16 protein-coding genes are annotated in these 16,852 nt (G+C 61.9%); 9 read left to right on the top strand and 7 right to left on the bottom strand.

Features of this window, described 5'->3' with window-relative positions; translation table 11 throughout:
* Nucleotides 1-8 precede the first annotated feature (8 nt).
* From moaB to GRF63_RS08015, 3 genes are read right to left on the bottom strand one after another with little or no spacing between them, the layout of a single operon-like run.
* On the bottom strand, nucleotides 9-536 hold the full coding sequence (moaB, locus tag GRF63_RS08005; RefSeq protein ID WP_160485517.1) for a molybdenum cofactor biosynthesis protein B: 528 nt from the start codon (nucleotides 534-536) through the stop codon (nucleotides 9-11).
* Entirely contained in the window at nucleotides 536-2,287 is a 1,752-nt protein-coding gene (locus GRF63_RS08010) for a transglycosylase SLT domain-containing protein (protein WP_160485518.1), read from the bottom strand. The genes moaB and GRF63_RS08010 overlap by 1 nt, the downstream gene beginning before the upstream one ends.
* Nucleotides 2,284-3,057 (bottom strand): hypothetical protein, encoded by a 774-nt coding sequence (locus tag GRF63_RS08015; protein WP_160485519.1) that lies wholly within the window; start codon nucleotides 3,055-3,057, stop codon nucleotides 2,284-2,286. Before GRF63_RS08015 ends, GRF63_RS08010 begins: the two co-directional genes overlap by 4 nt.
* A gap of 39 nt (nucleotides 3,058-3,096) precedes the next feature.
* Between GRF63_RS08015 and GRF63_RS08020 the strand changes: the two genes are divergently transcribed.
* From GRF63_RS08020 to GRF63_RS08050, 7 genes are all read left to right on the top strand, one after another.
* Complete coding sequence (locus GRF63_RS08020; protein ID WP_160486271.1) at nucleotides 3,097-4,740, top strand: electron transfer flavoprotein-ubiquinone oxidoreductase; 1,644 nt, start codon at nucleotides 3,097-3,099, stop codon at nucleotides 4,738-4,740.
* Between the two features lie 8 nt (nucleotides 4,741-4,748).
* The gene (locus GRF63_RS08025) at nucleotides 4,749-5,561 is read left to right on the top strand and encodes a 4-(cytidine 5'-diphospho)-2-C-methyl-D-erythritol kinase (protein ID WP_160486272.1); all 813 of its coding nucleotides are present in this window, start codon (nucleotides 4,749-4,751) and stop codon (nucleotides 5,559-5,561) included.
* Entirely contained in the window at nucleotides 5,558-6,289 is a 732-nt protein-coding gene (locus GRF63_RS08030; RefSeq protein ID WP_160485520.1) for an N-formylglutamate amidohydrolase, read from the top strand. Before GRF63_RS08025 ends, GRF63_RS08030 begins: the two co-directional genes overlap by 4 nt.
* Nucleotides 6,290-6,403: 114 nt before the next feature.
* The gene (gene ilvD, locus GRF63_RS08035; protein ID WP_160485521.1) at nucleotides 6,404-8,266 is read left to right on the top strand and encodes a dihydroxy-acid dehydratase; all 1,863 of its coding nucleotides are present in this window, start codon (nucleotides 6,404-6,406) and stop codon (nucleotides 8,264-8,266) included.
* Nucleotides 8,267-8,301: 35 nt separating this feature from the next.
* The gene (locus tag GRF63_RS08040) at nucleotides 8,302-8,616 is read left to right on the top strand and encodes a hypothetical protein (RefSeq protein ID WP_160485522.1); all 315 of its coding nucleotides are present in this window, start codon (nucleotides 8,302-8,304) and stop codon (nucleotides 8,614-8,616) included.
* Complete coding sequence (locus GRF63_RS08045; protein ID WP_160485523.1) at nucleotides 8,613-10,007, top strand: NAD(P)H-hydrate dehydratase; 1,395 nt, start codon at nucleotides 8,613-8,615, stop codon at nucleotides 10,005-10,007. The genes GRF63_RS08040 and GRF63_RS08045 overlap by 4 nt, the downstream gene beginning before the upstream one ends.
* Nucleotides 10,004-11,200 (top strand): class I SAM-dependent RNA methyltransferase, encoded by a 1,197-nt coding sequence (locus GRF63_RS08050; protein ID WP_160485524.1) that lies wholly within the window; start codon nucleotides 10,004-10,006, stop codon nucleotides 11,198-11,200. The genes GRF63_RS08045 and GRF63_RS08050 overlap by 4 nt, the downstream gene beginning before the upstream one ends.
* Here GRF63_RS08050 and GRF63_RS08055 read toward each other — a convergent pair.
* The 4 genes from GRF63_RS08055 to GRF63_RS08070 are packed head-to-tail and all read right to left on the bottom strand — an operon-like array spanning nucleotide 11,197 to nucleotide 13,935.
* Nucleotides 11,197-11,979, bottom strand: a complete 783-nt coding sequence (locus GRF63_RS08055; RefSeq protein ID WP_160485525.1) for a hydrolase 1, exosortase A system-associated — start codon at nucleotides 11,977-11,979, stop codon at nucleotides 11,197-11,199. The genes GRF63_RS08050 and GRF63_RS08055 overlap by 4 nt on opposite strands.
* Entirely contained in the window at nucleotides 11,976-12,635 is a 660-nt protein-coding gene (locus tag GRF63_RS08060) for a hypothetical protein (RefSeq protein ID WP_160485526.1), read from the bottom strand. The genes GRF63_RS08055 and GRF63_RS08060 overlap by 4 nt, the downstream gene beginning before the upstream one ends.
* A 6-nt stretch (nucleotides 12,636-12,641) precedes the next feature.
* Entirely contained in the window at nucleotides 12,642-12,935 is a 294-nt protein-coding gene (locus GRF63_RS08065; protein WP_160485527.1) for a phosphopantetheine-binding protein, read from the bottom strand.
* Between the two features lie 13 nt (nucleotides 12,936-12,948).
* Nucleotides 12,949-13,935, bottom strand: coding sequence for a GNAT family N-acetyltransferase (locus GRF63_RS08070; protein ID WP_337189639.1), 987 nt, complete (start codon nucleotides 13,933-13,935; stop codon nucleotides 12,949-12,951).
* Nucleotides 13,936-13,959: 24 nt separating this feature from the next.
* Between GRF63_RS08070 and GRF63_RS08075 the strand changes: the two genes are divergently transcribed.
* Both GRF63_RS08075 and GRF63_RS08080 read left to right on the top strand, forming a co-directional pair.
* Complete coding sequence (locus tag GRF63_RS08075; protein WP_160485528.1) at nucleotides 13,960-15,462, top strand: acyl-CoA ligase (AMP-forming), exosortase A system-associated; 1,503 nt, start codon at nucleotides 13,960-13,962, stop codon at nucleotides 15,460-15,462.
* Nucleotides 15,459-16,685 carry a pyridoxal-dependent decarboxylase, exosortase A system-associated gene (locus GRF63_RS08080; protein WP_160485529.1) on the top strand — a complete coding sequence of 409 codons (1,227 nt, stop codon included), beginning with the start codon at nucleotides 15,459-15,461 and terminating at the stop codon, nucleotides 16,683-16,685. The genes GRF63_RS08075 and GRF63_RS08080 overlap by 4 nt, the downstream gene beginning before the upstream one ends.
* Nucleotides 16,686-16,852: the final 167 nt, after the last annotated feature.

Genomic DNA, 16,852 nt, shown 5'->3' on the forward strand with positions numbered 1-16,852 from the left:
ATGCTGTGCTAGCGTTCTTTCAAGCGCGGCATCAGCTCAACGAAATTGCAGGGGCGGTTCCGGCTGTCCAGCTGCTCTGCCAGAATGCCGTCCCAGCCATCCTTAACCGCGCCATTCGAACCGGGCAGGGCAAAGATGTACGTGCCGCCTGCCAACACCGCCATCGCGCGCGATTGCACTGTGGAGGTGCCGATGGTCTTGTAGCTGATCCAGCGGAAAAGCTCTCCGAAACCGGGGATTTCCTTGTCCTTGATCCTGTTCAGCGCCTCTGGCGTGACATCGCGGCCCGTCAGCCCGGTCCCGCCGGTCGAAACAACGGCATCGATTGTTGGATCGTCTACCCAGCGGCGCAGCAGCGAAACAATGGCGGAGGCACTGTCCTTTGCGATAGCGCGCGTGGCCAGGTTATGTCCGGCATCGCTGATGCGCTGGGCCAGGATATCGCCCGATGTGTCCTCATCCGAGCTGCGAGTGTCCGATATGGTGAGCAGGGCGATGTTGATCGGCCGAAATTCGCGGCTCTCATCGATAGCCATTATTGTCCCCCTGACATGTAGACACGGCCAGTGCTGCCGGCTTCGGGGAACATCGGCCAGTTGTTCTGCGCTAGTGCCACGCGTGTGGGCGATGCTGCATTCGCCTGACGCTCATACATCCAGTAGTTGCGCATCACGATGGCGACGTAGCCGCGCGTCTCCCAATAGGGGATCGCTTCCATATACATCAGCGGATCGCCGCCGTCGTTCACCTCCTGCGTCCATCGCGTGATCGGCGTGAGGCCCGCGTTATAGGCGGCCATGATCTGCGGCAGGCGGCCTTGCGTGGCAGGGTTTCTGGCCACCATCTGCAAATTGCATTGCCCCAGTGCCAAGTTCATTTCCGGCTCGAAAACGTCGATCGCGCCTGCCGGGCGTCCAACGCAGCCAGCATGCTGGCGAAGGGTAGGCGGCGTGATCTGCATCAGGCCCTGCGCATTGGCGGGGCTGACAGCATCGGATCGGAAGGCTGATTCCTGCAGGATATGCGCAAAGGCGAGGCCGGGATCGATCTGCCAGCCTTCGCGCGGCGCAATCTTCGGGGCGGGGTAGTGGGAGGCGGGATCCGCCTCACCGCCCGTCGGTGCGTTCAGGGCCATGTACAGCTGCGTTTGCGGGAAGCCCAGATCGCGCGCCAGCCGTGAATAGGCATCATAATCGCGCGGATTGCCGATGCGGGCCTGGTGCAGCAGAACCTGGCTGCCCAGCACATCGCGCCCGATTTCCGCCAGAGCCACGGCGATGCGCGTATTGGTGTTACCGCCGATGGCCTGCCAATCTTGCGTGGAGAAGTCGGCGCTCTCTACCCGGTCCGGCAAATTGCGGCCCAGCTGTTCGCTGGCCAGCATTCCGTACAGTGTTTCATCCAGCAACGCGGCGTTGTTCAGCAAATCCTGGCTGAGCGCCGGCTGACGGCAGCGAAGCGCAGCGCGCGAGCCCCAGAACAGCGAGGCGGCGCGTAATGTGGGATTGATTGCACCCTGCGCGGCGCGCTGGAAGGATGCGGCAGAGGTCTCGCAATCATTCAGGCGCCATGCCGCGAGGCCTGCAGTCCATTCGCCTTCAGCCACCCAGGCACCGCGCCCCTGTGATACAGTCTGCGCCATGGCCAGGGCCTGCGCGTCGCGGTTTTCGATGAAATAGCTCCACGCGATGCGTTGACGCCATTCTGCCAGCGCCTCCGGGCTGAGCGATGCTTCTACACCGTTCAGCAGCAGGCGCGCGCCGGTGGGATCATCATTGGTGATGTGATCGAGAATGGCTGCGCGCACATCGGATGGCATCGTTCCGTCATTCACCGAACGCGGACGTGTTCTGCGCGGGATCGATCGCTGCGATACCAGATCGCGCGCGTAGGGCAGGTTTGGCTCCCCGGTCAGCCCACGGGTCTGGCCAAGGCGCACGAGTTGCGCTGCCTGCGGCAGTTCATATCCGGTTTCCAGCCAGCGGGTAATCTGGTCCAGCTCCACCCGCGGGGAATTGGCCGCAAGGTAATATTCGGCGCGCGCCACATCATGCAGCAGGCCGGTGGGCCTTTGCGCCAACAGGCCTTCTACCTGCGTCCAGTCACCCCTTTCGATGGCGGAGAACAGCCCGCGGTAATATTCCCGATCCTGCGCCGATAATTGCTGCGGAGCGGGGTTCTGGGAGAGACGGGCGGTGAAGTAGGTGCGCGAATCCTGTTGCTGGGCAAATGCAGGGGATGTTGCAAGACAGGCAAGGGCGGCAGCCGCCGCGGCAAGTCGCTTCATAAAGTGGCAGTCCATTGGCAAAGCCGTTTCCAAAGTCGAGCACGCTGGCGCGCGTGATCCAGGAGACGGTCGGGGGAAAAGGTTGCGAGGGTCGGTATGTCGGCAATGCGGCTGACGGATTCAGGGGGCGCGCTGGCGTCATGACCCAGAAGAGTGGGCAGATTGCTGCCGAAAAGCAGGATTTTCTGCGGTTTCGCCAGTGCAAGATGATGAGCGACGACGCCGCCCAGTCCGGTGCGGCCAAGCTCTGCCCAATCGGGCAGGGTGGTGTGTGATGGCAGCGCACTGGCAAAATAGGCCGTGTTGGGGTCCACATCGATGGCGCGCAGGATGTTGCCCAGCAGCCTGCCTTGCGGGCCGGACAGCAGTGTGTCGCGATCGTCGATCTCCGGCATGGCAGACATCACCATGATGGGCGCGCCTTCCACGCCGATGGGGGCAAGGCGATGGGATTGCCCGTGCGCAAAGGGATTGTCCGGGCCCACCCACCAGTCACGAAAATCGGCTAGAGTAGTTGGCAGGTCATTGATATCGACCTTTTGTTCCGGCTGTTCTTCAACCTCAGGCTGCGCTTTCGCCACGGATGGTGGGGGCGCAGGCTTGGTATCGTCAGCCAGCAGCGGCTCTATCTCGTCCGTAAACACGAAATCCACGCCAGCATCACGCCACCAGTCGATGGTTGCAGCATACTGCTGGCCAAGAGTGATATCGTTGCGAATTTCCATGATCGGGCTGTTGTTGGTCTTGACGGTTAGCAAGCCAACGATCAAGTCCTGACCGATGGATGTTCCGCAAAACGAGGCGAAATGATGAGTGAACGCGAATCGATGCCAGTCGATGTTGTGATCGTAGGCGGCGGTGTCGCAGGCCTCTCCGCATCGATCCGGCTGAAGCAGTTGAATGAAGAGCTTGAAGTCGTGGTGCTGGAAAAGGGCTCCGAAATCGGGGCGCATATCCTTTCAGGCGCCGTGGTTGATCCCAAGGCGCTGGACGAATTGTTTCCCGACTGGCGCACGATGGACTGCCCGATGGCGGAAACGCCGGTTACGGATAACTGGCACTGGATGCTCGGCAAATCGGGCAAGATCAACATGCCGCACGCAATGATGCCGCCATTGATGAGCAATGATGGCTGCTACACTGGTTCGCTGGGCAATCTCACCCGCTGGCTGGGTGAACAGGCAGAAGCTTTGGGCGTCATGGTGTTCCCCGGCTTCCCGGCTTCGGAGGTTATGTTCGATGATGCGGGCGCCGTCAGCGGCGTCATCACGCAGGACATGGGCGTTGCCGCCGATGGATCGCACAAGCCCGATTATCAGCCCGGCATGGAAATCCACGCGAAATACACGCTGTTTGCGGAAGGTGCGCGTGGCAACCTGACGAAGCAGATGAAGGCAAAGTTCGATCTGGAGGCCGATTGCGAGCCGCAGGTCTATGGCCTTGGTATCAAGGAATTGTGGGATATCCCCGCAGAAAAGCACGTGCCCGGCCGCGTTATTCACACGCAGGGCTGGCCGCTGAGCGAGAGTGACACCTGGGGCGGGGGCTTCCTGTATCACCAGGCCAACGGCCAGGTCGCGCTCGGCTTCGTTACGGCGCTGGATTACAAGAACCCCTATGTCTCTCCATTTCAGGAATTCCAGCGGTGGAAGCACCATCCCGCCATTCTTGAATATCTGGAAGGCGGCACCCGCGTTGCCTATGGCGCGCGGGCCATTAACGAGGGTGGCTGGCAGAGCGTGCCCAAGCTGGCGTTCCCCGGCGGCGCGCTGATCGGGTGTGCCGCGGGCTTCGTCAACGTTCCGCGTATCAAGGGCAGCCACACCGCGATGAAAAGCGGCATGCTGGCCGCTGAAAGCGTTGTTGCGGCCATTGCAGATGGGCAAGAGCACACCGAACTGGCCGATTACGATGCAAACCTGCGCGACAGCTGGATCGCGAAAGAGCTGAAGACAGTGCAGAACGCGCAGCCGCTGGTTGCGAAGTTCGGCGGCGATGTGGGCACCGTGCTGGCAGGCGCGGATATGTGGCTGCGCACGCTGGGCCTTGGCCTTGGCGCGATGGGCCATCACCGCGATTATGCCGAAACGCAGCGAGCCGATCTGTACAAGCCCATCGATTACCCCAAGCCCGACGGCAAGATCAGCTTCGATCGCCTCACCAGCGTATCCTATTCCTTCACCAATCACGCGGAGGACCAGCCCAATCACCTGAAGGTGAAGGACATGGAACTGCAGCGTGAAAGCGAGCTTGAAGTGTTTGCCGGCCCCTCCACCCGCTATTGCCCTGCAGGGGTTTACGAGTGGGTGCAGGAGGGGGCCGAGGAGCCCAAGTTCGTGATCAACTCGCAGAACTGCGTCCACTGCAAGACCTGCGATATCAAGGACCCGAACCAGAACATCAACTGGACCACGCCCGAAGGCGGCGGCGGGCCGAACTATCCCAACATGTGATCCGCAACTTGCGGCTTGTTGAAACAGCCTATGCCAAGATCAACCTCGCGCTGCATGTCCGCATGCGGCGCGAGGACGGCTATCATGAGCTGGAAACGCTGTTCGCCTTTGTTGACGCAGGTGACACGTTGACGGTGCGCTCTGCCGCGCAGGACCGGCTGATAACTACCGGTGAATTTGCGGCCAAGCTGGACAATCCGTTCGACAATATCGTGATGCAGGCACTGGGCGCTTTGCCGCGCACCGATGGACTGGAAATCGCTCTGGAGAAAAACCTGCCGGTGGCTGCCGGTCTTGGTGGCGGTTCTGCCGATGCAGGCGCAGTGTTTCGCATTGTGGAGCAGGCCCATGGTTTACCGGATGGCTGGCATGCGCGCGCCACGCGCCTTGGTGCAGACGTGCCCGCCTGCGTCTGCAGCGAAATGGCAGTCGGGCGCGGCACGGGGACCGAACTGGAGCCGGTTGAGAACGACATGGCTGGCATGGCCGTCCTGCTCGTGAACCCGCGCATCGCCGTATCTACCGGACCTGTGTTCAAGGCATGGGATGGCAAGGATCGCGGCCCGATGCCGCATGGAACAGCGCGCGAGATTGCGCAGGCGGGGCGCAATGATCTGCGCGACCCGGCGATCTCCATCTGCCCGGCCATCGCAGACGTTCTCTCCGCGCTGGAGGCCAGCGATCCGTGGCTGCACGAAATGTCCGGTTCCGGCGCAACGTGCTTTGCCCTTTATGAATCTGCCGAAATCCGCGATAGGGCGTCACAAAAGCTGGCATTCGATCATCCCGATTGGTGGCAGATGAAAGGACAATTGCGATGAGCGAAACGGTCTTCCGCCATATTGGCGAGGCCAAGCCCGGCGGCATTGTTGCTGTGTGCGACCATGCCTCGAACCATGTGCCAGAAGGCATTGAACTGGGCGTTTCGGCTGCGACACTGGAAATGCACGTGGCATATGACATTGGCGCGAGCGGAGTTTGCGACAGGCTGGCGCGCCGCCACGGCATTGGCGCCTATCTTTGTGAAGTAAGCCGCCTGGTGGTCGATATGCACCGGGAGGAGGATCACGAAGCCCTGATCCCCGTGAACACGGATGGCATTCTTGTGCCCGGCAATATCGGGGCCAATCGCGATGCGCGGGTAAAGGATTATTACCAGCCCTATCACGCCAATCTGGCGAAATGGCTGGACGAGGTTGATCCAGGCCTGATCCTGTCGATCCACAGCTTCACACCCGCGCTGGAAAGCGATCCTGATAAGGAGCGCCCCTGGGAAATCGGCCTGCTCTACAATGAAGACGATCGCGCCGCGCGGCACGCCATTCGGCTGTTTGGCGAACTGGGTGTGACGGTTGGCGATAACGAGCCGTATTCTGGCAAGCAGCTTAACGCGACGATGAACCGTCATGCAGAGGCGAAGGGCCGCCCGTATTGCGCCATCGAAATCCGCAATGACCTGATCGCCACGGAGACGGGGCAGGCGCGCTGGGCCGCCATTATCGCCGATGTCGCAGGCCGCGTTAAACTGGCGGTGGACACTTACGAATAGGAAGGCGACTGATCGGGCGACTGAGCAGGACTTGGTGCGAGCCAAGCTTTTCCTCTTTCGGTTCGGGTGGTCTATACTTTAGGGGTGCGGCGACAAGCTTTACCAGGATAGACCATGCCCGATTATCGTTCACGCACTTCCACCCACGGCCGCAACATGGCGGGTGCCCGCGGCCTGTGGCGCGCCACCGGCATGAAGGATGGCGATTTCGGCAAGCCGATCATTGCCGTGGTCAACTCCTTCACGCAGTTCGTGCCCGGCCATGTCCACCTGAAGGATCTTGGCCAGCTGGTGGCGAGAGAGATTGAGAAGGCGGGCGGCGTTGCCAAGGAATTCAACACCATAGCCGTGGATGATGGCATCGCCATGGGCCATGACGGCATGCTGTATTCGCTGCCCAGTCGTGATCTGATCGCCGACAGCGTAGAATACATGGTCAACGCCCATTGCGCCGATGCGATGGTGTGCATCTCCAATTGCGACAAGATCACCCCCGGAATGCTGATGGCGGCAATGCGGCTGAATGTGCCGGTGGTGTTCGTCAGCGGCGGCCCGATGGAGGCCGGCAAGGTGGTGCTGAAGGGCAAGGAAGTGGCGCTTGACCTGGTTGACGCCATGGTTGCTGCGGCGGACGAGAGCTATAGCGATGAAGAGGTGGCGGACATCGAGCGTTCGGCCTGTCCCACCTGCGGATCGTGCAGCGGGATGTTCACCGCCAACTCCATGAACTGCCTGACAGAGGCGCTGGGCCTTTCGCTTCCCGGCAATGGGTCGCAGCTTGCCACGCATTCGGATCGGCAGGGCCTTTTTGAACGGGCAGGGCGCCTCGTCGTGGCACTGGCAAAGCGGTATTACGAGGAGGACGACGACAGCGTCCTGCCGCGCTCCATCGCCAACTTCCAGGCTTTTGAAAATGCCATGAGCCTGGACATTGCCATGGGCGGGTCCACCAACACGGTGCTCCACCTGCTCGCCGCCGCGCATGAGGCGGGGATCGATTTCACCATGGCCGATATCGACAAATTGAGCCGCAAGGTGCCGTGCCTGTCGAAAGTCGCGCCTGCAAAAAGCGATGTGCACATGGAAGACGTCCACCGCGCAGGCGGGATCATGGCGATCCTTGGTCAGCTTGACCGTGCAGGATTGCTCCACACCGCGCTGCCCACGGTGCACAGCCCCACGATGGGTGATGCGCTGGACGATTGGGACGTTTCGCGCACCGGCAATCCCAAGGTCCATGAATTCTACAAGGCTGCACCCGGCGGCGTTCCCACGCAGACAGCCTTCAGCCAGTCCCGCCGGTGGGACGAGCTGGACCTGGACCGTGAAAACGGCGTGATCCGCAGCGCCGAACATGCTTTTTCTCAGGATGGCGGGCTTGCCGTTCTGTATGGCAATATCGCCCGCGATGGCTGCATCGTGAAAACCGCCGGCGTGGATGAGAGCATCCTAAAGTTCACCGGCCCCGCACGCGTTTATGAAAGCCAGGACGATGCCGTCTCCGGCATTCTGGGTGACGAGGTGAAGGCGGGCGATGTCGTGGTCATTCGCTACGAAGGACCGAAGGGCGGGCCGGGCATGCAGGAAATGCTCTACCCCACCAGCTATCTGAAATCGAAGGGGCTCGGCGCGCAATGTGCATTGCTGACCGATGGCCGTTTCTCTGGCGGCACATCGGGCCTGTCCATCGGCCATGCATCACCCGAAGCGGGTGAGGGCGGCGCGATTGCCCTTGTCGAAACCGGCGACGTGATCGAGATCGATATTCCGAACCGCACCATCAACCTGGATGTCAGTGAAGAGCAGCTAGCCCATCGCCGCGCCGCGATGGAAGCCAAGGGCGATGACGCATGGCAGCCTGTTAAGCCGCGCGCGCGCCGCATCACGCCCGCGCTTCAGGCCTATGCGACGATGACAACCAGCGCCGCCAAGGGCGCCGTGCGCGATGTCAGCCAGGTTACCAAGGGTATCAAATAGTGAAGCCAGCGCTGCTTTCCTGCATACTCACGCTGATGGCGACCGCCGCCTGTGATGAGGGCCAGCAGGCAACAGCGCAGGCGAGCACCGGCGGCACGATGATCGACTGCTCGCTGAACGGCGCAGGCGGATTTGGCCGCGATTGCACTATGGAGCTGGTTGAGCAGGATGGTGCTGATTTTGTCATCGTGCGACACCCCGATGGTGCATTTCGCCGGTTTGAACTGGGCGTGCCCGGTCGCGGCCTGATTACCGCCGCGGGGGCGCAGCAGGCCGAGGTTACTCCGCGTGGCGGCTATATCGAAGTGCGAGTGAGTTCTGACAGATACCACTTGCCCGTTGCCGAATGAAAGCCGCCGCGCCCCAGCAGATCCTGACCGCAGATCAGATGCGCGCATCAGAACAGCGGTTGATCGATCAGGGCGAAACGGTTGAAAGCCTGATGGAACGCGCCGGTGCTGGCGCCGCCGACTGGGTCTGGCGCCTGTCCGCCGGAAGGCCGGTCACCGTGCTGTGCGGCTCCGGCAATAACGGCGGCGATGGTTATGTCATCGCGCGGCTTCTGGAACAGCGCGGTGTTGCTGTGTCGGTGGTCGCGCCGATGGGGCCGAAAACCGATGCTGCCGTTACGGCGCGCAAGCGCTGGGCGGGCACGCCGGTGGATTTCGCCAGCGGCGAGGTCTTCGTGGATTGCCTGTTTGGCACCGGCCTTGCTCGGCCCCTGTCGGATGATCTGCTGGCGAAACTGACGCAGCTTTCGGATGCACACGCCTTGTCTGTCGCCATAGATCTGCCGAGCGGCGTGGACAGCGACACCGGCGAATGTCTGAATGACGAACTTCCGCATTACGCCCTTACCGTGGCGCTCGGCGCGTGGAAGCGGGCGCATTGGCTGATGCCTGCCTGCGCGGCCATGGGATCGCGCCACCTCTTCGATATTGGCGTTGGCGCAGTCGAAAACGCGGTGCAACTGACGCAGCGGCCCTGCCTATCCGCACCTGCGCGAGACGCGCACAAATATTCGCGCGGGCTTGTCACCATCATCGGCGGCGAAATGCCCGGCGCGGCGATATTGGCCGCCAAGGCTGCGCAACATGCGGGTGCGGGATATGTGAAGCTGCTGGCGCCACATTCCCATCCCGATCTGCCCGCCGATATCGTGCTGGACGAGAACGAGGATATGAGCCCGGCGCTGGATGACAAAAGACTGGGCGCTCTACTGATCGGCCCCGGCCTTGGCCGCAGCGAAAAGGCGCGGCAAAAGCTGCGGCAGGCGCTGGCGTCCTCCGCGCCGCTTGTGCTGGATGCCGATGCGCTCACCTTGCTCTCGCCCGATATGTTGGGAGACGGCGCGGCAGCGCATCTGGCAACGCCGCACGAAGGAGAGCTGGCGAGCCTGTGTGAGGCATTTGGAATTTCCGCCAACGGCAAGCTGGAAGAGGCGAGGGCGCTTCACGAAGCCACTGGCCTGACGGTGCTGGCAAAGGGGTCGGACAATATCCTTGTGGGCAGCAGCGGTATTCGGTTTTTCCCACCAACGTCCCCATGGCTTTCCACCGCTGGAACGGGCGATGTACTGGCCGGTATCGCGGCAAGCCGCGTGGCCAGCGGATGCACGCCGTTCCTTGCAGCGCAGCAGGCCGTGCAAATTCACGCCGAGGCCGCACGTATTGCGGGGCCGGTATTTTCCGCCAGTGACCTTGTTGATGCGCTGCCAAGGGCCTACGCGGCCTTCCTGTGACGCAAGCCAGCAAAATCATCCGCATCGCTGCCAAGGGCGATGGCGTAACCGCCAATGGGCAACATGCCCCCATGGCCGCACCCGGCGATCTGTTATTGCCGGATGGCTCGCTGGAGCATGGCCCCCATCACGTGAGCCCCCCGTGCCGCCATTTCGGCACCTGCGGCGCATGCCAGTTGCAGCATTGCGACGAGGGCGCGCTGGCGGATTTTGTGCGCAATCGCGTGGTTTACGCAGCGCAGTCACAGGGGATGGAGCCAGAGACCGTTACCGCGCCTGCCATGTCCCCGCCATTCTCCCGCCGCCGGGCCAGCCTGCGGGCTATCAATGGCGGTGGCCGCCCGCTAATCGGCTTTACGCAGGCGGGATCGCACAAGGTCGTCGACATGCAGGAATGTCACGTCCTGCACCCACGCCTGTTTGCCGTCGTCAACAGCCTGCGCGGCTACCTTGGCCGGATCAAGGGCCGCTATGCCATCGGTATCGAGATGACGCTGGTGGATCAGGGCGTGGACCTGAATATCAGCGGCTTCACTCCTGAAGGGCTGGAGCAGACAGAAAACCTGCTGGATTTCTGCCGGGAACATGGACTTGCGCGCGTGACGCTGGATCACGGTTACGGCGCGGAAAGCTTCTGGGAGCCGGAGCCTGTTACCATCACGCTGGGCGGGGTGCCCGTGGCATTTCCGCCGGGAGCCTTCCTTCAGGCGACCGCCGATGGCGAAGCCAGTCTGGTGGCGGCGTGCCAAGAGTGGCTGAAAGGTTCGGCAAAGATCGCGGATCTGTTCGCCGGGCTGGGCACATTCGCGCTGTCATTGTCCGGGGTGTCCCATGTGCTGGCAGCAGAAGCTGACATGGCGGCGATATCCGCGCTGCGCAGCGTCGCCAATCGCATGCAGCAACGCATCGAATGCGCGCACCGAGACCTGTTCAGAAATCCGCTGCGGGCAGAGGAGCTGGCCGAATTTGACGCGGTAATTCTCGATCCGCCGCGCGCCGGTGCACGCTCTCAAGTGGAGCAAATCGCCAAGAGCGGGATCGAGCGGGTGGTGTATATCAGCTGCAACCCGTCAAGCTGGGCGCGTGATGCGGCGCAGCTGAAAGAAGCGGGCTACACTCTGGCAGAGCTACGACCCGTGGGGCAGTTTCGCTGGTCCACCCATGTGGAACTTGCCAGCCTGTTTGTCCGCTAGGCCAGCGATTTCATCATCGAGACAATCTGGTCCTCAAGCCATTCATGGTCGGATGGCTCGCTGAAACCGTGGTCAGCTCCCTCGCGAACCGTGACGACCTCTTTGCCGATGGGATAATTCGTGTGGAAGGCCTGCGCGGTGCGGTCTCGCCCGGCCAGCATGATCTGCACATCGCCATGGAATGCCGAAATGCCGTCTGCCAGCGCCTGCCCGAGTTGTGACGTGGTGCTTTTCCCGGCGATGATTTGCCTCACGCCCCCGGCAACGCCTGCGATCGAGATCTTGCCGGTCAGCAATCGTGCCACCTCGCGCGGATTGCGCAGCTTTTGCAGATAGCGCGCCTTGATCGCATCAGGCGGAGCATCCTGCGATTGCGCGTCATCGAAAGTCCAGGGATTTGCCAGCGCCAGCGCATCAACGCCGAAACCTTCGCCCAGCATGAGGGCGGCTGCACCGTCGCAGTTGCCATAGGCCACGATGCGGCGAACAGCAGGAAATTCCCCGCGAAAGCAGGCGAGGGCGGCCCTTATATCCTGCTGCGACTGTCTGAAGCCAGCGTCTGTCCCGCTGCTGTCACCCACCCCGCGCCTGTCAAACCGGAACACGGGGAAACCACGCGCTGCGATGCGGGAGGCCAGGCTGGCGTGCCCGCCAAACGCGCCACTTCGCGGTTCACTGCCACCGCTGACGATCAGCAGGCCCACCTCGCCATCGGCGGTGTCGAGCGTGCCAACCAGCGTCTCTCCCTCGCATGAAAATGTGACGTGGTGCCGCTTCATCGCAGGCGCTCCATAATGATATCGGCCAGTCTTTGCGCCTGTGCAGGATCGTGGCCGGGTTCTGCACGAAGCCACAGCCCGCCGCCGCCCACATCGCCCTGTGCAATCTGCTCGGCATCCTGAGCGGGCTTGGCCGCTTCCAGCTCGCCGATCATCTGCGGGCCGATATCATATCCGCCCAGGCGCAGCCCTTCCGCCAATCCGCTCGCCAACAGGCCATCGCGCGTTTCCGTACGCCCCTGTTCGCTGGCGATCATCACCTGCGCGCGCAGCATCGCTCGCAGCAGGCCGGAGCCTGCAACGGGCGCGTAATGCATGGCAGACAGATGGGCCGGCGCGACCAAAGCGCCGCCGCGCATGGTGAGCACATGGGTCGCGCCAAAATGGTGGGCCGCAGCATCAATGGCTGCGCGCCAGCTATCAAGCGACTGACGCTCCAGGTCCTCAAGGCTTTCATTCGTGCCTGGCAGATCGGGCAGGAAGCAATCGATGTCGCCTGCATCCAGCCTGCGCATAAGCTCCACCGTGAAATGGCGCAGCTTGTTGCCTTCTTCGAACAGGGCAGGGATCACGAGTACCCGTTTTTCGCGCTGCCTGTCGAAAGACAGCGCATATTCACTGGAACCTGAAGGGGAGGGCCAGAGACCCGTCAGCATGGCTGATCAGCCGTTGCCGCGCTTTTCGTTGAGGAAGGCCCGCAGGGAGCCAAAGGTTTCCAGCATCTCTCCGTCCACATCGTCATCCTCGATAATAATGTCGAGGCGATCTTCCAGCTCTGTAAGAAGGCCTGCCACGGCCATCGAATCGAGTTCGGGAAGATGGCCAAACAGGCCGGATTCGTCGCCAAGCTCTGCAATACGCTCTGCCGATAGGCCCAGCACATCGGCCAGAACCTGTCGCAGGAGGAGATCGGTCTCCTCGTTCTGCTCAGTAGGGGCGGGAAGATTGGACGCCATAACATCTGCGGCACTAGACACCGTTTGATCGAGAAACAAGCTTTCGGATCTCGGCCTTGGCAATATATGGCCAGTTCAATGGCGATCCGGCGCGCAGGCAGGTCAGCCGCCACCGCGTGCGCACCTGCTCCATCCAGTCACGCTTGTATGGATCGTCCCCCGTTCCAAAATCCACCCATTCCACGCCGTCGGTATCGATCACCCGCTGAAACAGGGCGGCCGTCAGCGTAGTGCCGGGGGAAAGCTTTTGCGCATCCGTGCGATGGGCCAGCTTGTGGATGTAGGCCGTGCCGCCATCCACGGTCCAGAACTGGGCAGCCACGGGCGCGCCATCGTGATGGGCAATGGCAAAGCGATATCGCCCCGCCTCACTTTCATTGATGGCGAAATTGCGCAGCAATACCGGATCGCCTTCCTCCGGCTTCCAGCTCTCGGCATAGATTGCCTCATACTCGACCCACTGCCCTGCATCGAACTGCGTGGACAGGGTTACGTCCACCTTCTTTGCCTTGCGTTTCAACGTGTTGCGCAATGCTCCGGGACGATCGGCAAAGAATTCGGCGTAGCTGCGGCCCGCAACGTGCAGCACGTGATTGGTATCGCAAGGCTCCACAATCACGCGCCAACCGGTGTGGTGGAAGGCGTGGCTCAGCCGATCCAGCGTGCCATCCTCTGCTGGCAGCTTGGTAAAGGTTACGCGATGGGTATGCGTGGCAAGATCTTCGGCCAGTTCTTCCAGCAGGGTGTGATTGGCAAGGCCATTGGTTTGCAGCTCTCTCCAGGTGAAAGCGTACCAGTTGGTCAGTGCTTCCAGCCCGTCCTTTCCCTTTCGCAAGGGGAGCGCGATGCCTGCCCTGCCTTCCTGCGCCATCGCCAGCAGCGGCTTCAGCCCGCTGTTTTCCAGCAGCGCAAACCATTCCACACGCGCAAACGGATGTGCGCCAGACCAATCCAGGCCTTGCAGATCGTTAACCGTGTGGTGATAGCTGATGGCCGTCACGAAAAAGCTTGCTCCAGGAATTCAATGCCAATTGCGCCCGACCCCACACCCCGCCCGCTCGATCACCTCGCCATGCGGGGAAATGATGCGGACACAGCGCTGGTCTTGCGCGGGCACACGCTTAACTGGAATGGTTTAAGAACCCGTATCGCCCAGCTTGCAGGCTGGCTGGCAAAGCAGGTCCCCACAAAGGGTGCGAGGGTGGCGACATGGGCGGCCAAGGGCGAACTCACGTGCCTGATGCCGCTTGCCGCAGCGCGCGCAGGCATGGTGCATGTGCCCATCAATCCACTGCTGAAACGCGCGCAGGTTAAGCATATTCTTAACGATTGCGGCGCCAGCCTGCTGATCGGGAATGCCGCGCGTCTTGCCGCTTTGGAAGATGGCGACATCCCGCCTTCCTGCACTTCCCTGGAAGATATGCTGGTGCTGGACGCCAGCAAGGATGCGGCACCGCTGTCAGACCCCTCGGATGCCGATCCCGATGATCTTGCCGCCATTCTCTACACCAGCGGCTCTACCGGGCGGCCCAAGGGCGTGATGCTGAGCCACGCGAACCTGTGGCTGGGCGCGGTTAGCGTGGCGCATTACCTGGAAATGGCGCGCGATGATGTGACGCTGGCGGTCCTGCCGCTCAGCTTCGATTATGGGCAGAACCAGCTGCTTTCCACATGGTATGCAGGCGGCAGCGTGGTGCCGCTGGATTACCTCACCCCGCGTGACGTCATCAAGGCATGCGGCCGCCATGGCATCACCACGCTGGCCGCGGTTCCGCCCTTGTGGATACAGTTGCTGGGGCAGGATTGGCCGGAAGACGCGGTGACGCCAATGCGGCGGCTTACCAACAGCGGCGGAGCCCTCACCACGGATCTGGTGCGCGGCCTGCGTCAGCTTTTCCCGCAAGCGCGGCTGTACCCGATGTACGGATTGACCGAGGCATTTCGATCCACCTATCTCGATCCCGATCTGGTGGACGATCATCCCACATCCATGGGCCGCGCCATTCCCTTTGCGGAAATTCTGGTGGTGGACGATGCGGGCGAAATCGCCAGCGAGGGGGAGCTGGTGCACTGCGGGCCGTTGGTGGCGCAGGGCTATTGGCAGGATGCAGAACGAACGGCACAGCGTTTCAAACCGGTGCCGCGCGGATCGCAATATGGCGGCATGGCCGTGTGGTCTGGCGATAATGTTCGCCGGGCAGACGATGGCTTGCTGTATTTTATCGGGCGTGATGATGCGATGATCAAAAGCGCAGGCAACAGGATCAGCCCGCAGGAAATAGAGGAGGCCGCCATCGCCACGCCATTTGTTGAAGAGGCGGTTGCCTTGGGCATCCCGGATGAAAAGCTGGGCCATGCCATTCACCTGGTTGTGCGCGGTGACGGGGATGATGATGGCTTGCGGGGTGCATTGCGCCGGGAACTGCCCAATTTCATGCAGCCATCGGTGATCCGCTGGCTGGATGCCATGCCGCTAAATCCCAATGGCAAGATAGATCGCGCCCGTTTGGCGAGGGAAGCAGCGTGAAGGCGTTAGGACCAATTCCCGTAGGATATGCAGCAAAAGATGGCGAGCTGGCCATTGGCGGACGCACGGCCAGCGCGCTGGTGAAAGAGGCTGGCGATACACCGCTGTTCGTTTATTCGCGCGATCTGATCCGGCAGCATATGGCTGATCTTCGCGCCGCCATGCCTGACCGGCTGAATATACATTATGCCATGAAAGCAAACCCATACGGGCCCTTGCTGGAATTTATCGCAGATCTGGTGGACGGGCTGGATATCGCCTCCGCTGGCGAATTGCAGCAGGCTCGCGAAGCAGGGTATACCCCCCGCGAAATCAGCTTTGCAGGTCCCGGCAAGCGTGACCGGGAACTGTTCGCCGCGATCAGGGCGGGCGTTACGCTCAACGTTGAATCGGAGAACGAGGCGGATCGCGCTCTGCAGATCGGCAGGGATCTGAAAGTTGCTCCGCGTCTGGCCATCCGCGTCAATCCCAGTTTCGAATTGCGCGGATCGGGCATGAAGATGGGCGGCGGGGCAAAGCCGTTTGGCGTGGATACTGCGCTTGTTCCGGCGCTGGCCCGCAAAATCGTGGATGCAGGGGCGAACTGGCGCGGCTTTCACATCTATTCCGGTAGTCAAGCGCTGGATGCGGATGCCATTATCGAAAGCCAGGGCCACGTGCTGGATGTCGCTGCCGAACTGGCGGGCGAAGCGGGCGTTACCGTGCCGCATTTGAACATGGGTGGCGGCTTTGGCATTCCCTATTTTGACAAGGACACCCCGCTGGATATCGCCGCGGTGGGCGCCGCGCTGGAACAGCGGCTTGGCGACCTGCCGCAAATCCTTTCCGAAACGCAGTTCGCAATCGAGCTTGGCCGGTATCTGGTTGGCGAGGCGGGCGTCTATCTTACCCGCATCGTGGACCGGAAGGTGAGCCATGACACAACCTATCTGATCACCGATGGCGGCCTGCATCACCAGCTTGCCGCCTCCGGCAATTTCGGCACTGTGGTGCGGCGCAACTATCCCGTGGCCATCGCCAATCGCTTTGATGCAGAGGCGCAGGAAGTGGTCAACGTGGTGGGCTGCCTGTGTACGCCGCTGGACCGGTTGGCCGATGCCGCCAGCCTTCCGCGCGCCGAAGTGGGCGATCTGGTCGCCGTCTTCTGCGCCGGAGCATATGGGGCAAGCGCCAGCCCGGCAACCTTCCTTGGGCAAGGGCCGGCGCAGGAAATGCTCGTCTGACGCGAGCTTCCAAACCCGTCCCACTTTAGGACAGGTCTTCTCAAAACCCGCCTCCAGCGCGGTTTTGGGGCTGAAGGCTAACGCAATGTTCACCCTTTTTGGCGAGAACCCCCATCGGATCCCAGGGGTGGATTGTCTGTGCAGCCTGACCGGGCTGTTTCAGCCGC

Origin of the sequence: Aurantiacibacter rhizosphaerae, from assembly GCF_009807005.1 — a bacterium.
Taxonomy (GTDB): Bacteria; Pseudomonadota; Alphaproteobacteria; order Sphingomonadales; family Sphingomonadaceae; genus Alteraurantiacibacter; species Alteraurantiacibacter rhizosphaerae.

What these genes read in the sequence shown, in the direction of transcription:
- GRF63_RS08065 (WP_160485527.1), bottom strand. Translation starts at nt 12,935, where the DNA reads ATGGCGTCCAATCTTCCCGCCCCTACTGAGCAGAACGAGGAGACCGAT.
- GRF63_RS08030 (WP_160485520.1), top strand. Translation starts at nt 5,558, where the DNA reads ATGAGCGAAACGGTCTTCCGCCATATTGGCGAGGCCAAGCCCGGCGGC.
- GRF63_RS08060 (WP_160485526.1), bottom strand. Translation starts at nt 12,635, where the DNA reads ATGCTGACGGGTCTCTGGCCCTCCCCTTCAGGTTCCAGTGAATATGCG.
- GRF63_RS08055 (WP_160485525.1), bottom strand. Translation starts at nt 11,979, where the DNA reads ATGAAGCGGCACCACGTCACATTTTCATGCGAGGGAGAGACGCTGGTT.
- moaB (WP_160485517.1), bottom strand. Translation starts at nt 536, where the DNA reads ATGGCTATCGATGAGAGCCGCGAATTTCGGCCGATCAACATCGCCCTG.
- GRF63_RS08020 (WP_160486271.1), top strand. Translation starts at nt 3,097, where the DNA reads ATGAGTGAACGCGAATCGATGCCAGTCGATGTTGTGATCGTAGGCGGC.
- ilvD (WP_160485521.1), top strand. Translation starts at nt 6,404, where the DNA reads ATGCCCGATTATCGTTCACGCACTTCCACCCACGGCCGCAACATGGCG.
- GRF63_RS08045 (WP_160485523.1), top strand. Translation starts at nt 8,613, where the DNA reads ATGAAAGCCGCCGCGCCCCAGCAGATCCTGACCGCAGATCAGATGCGC.
- GRF63_RS08010 (WP_160485518.1), bottom strand. Translation starts at nt 2,287, where the DNA reads ATGAAGCGACTTGCCGCGGCGGCTGCCGCCCTTGCCTGTCTTGCAACA.
- GRF63_RS08040 (WP_160485522.1), top strand. Translation starts at nt 8,302, where the DNA reads ATGGCGACCGCCGCCTGTGATGAGGGCCAGCAGGCAACAGCGCAGGCG.
- GRF63_RS08075 (WP_160485528.1), top strand. Translation starts at nt 13,960, where the DNA reads ATGCCAATTGCGCCCGACCCCACACCCCGCCCGCTCGATCACCTCGCC.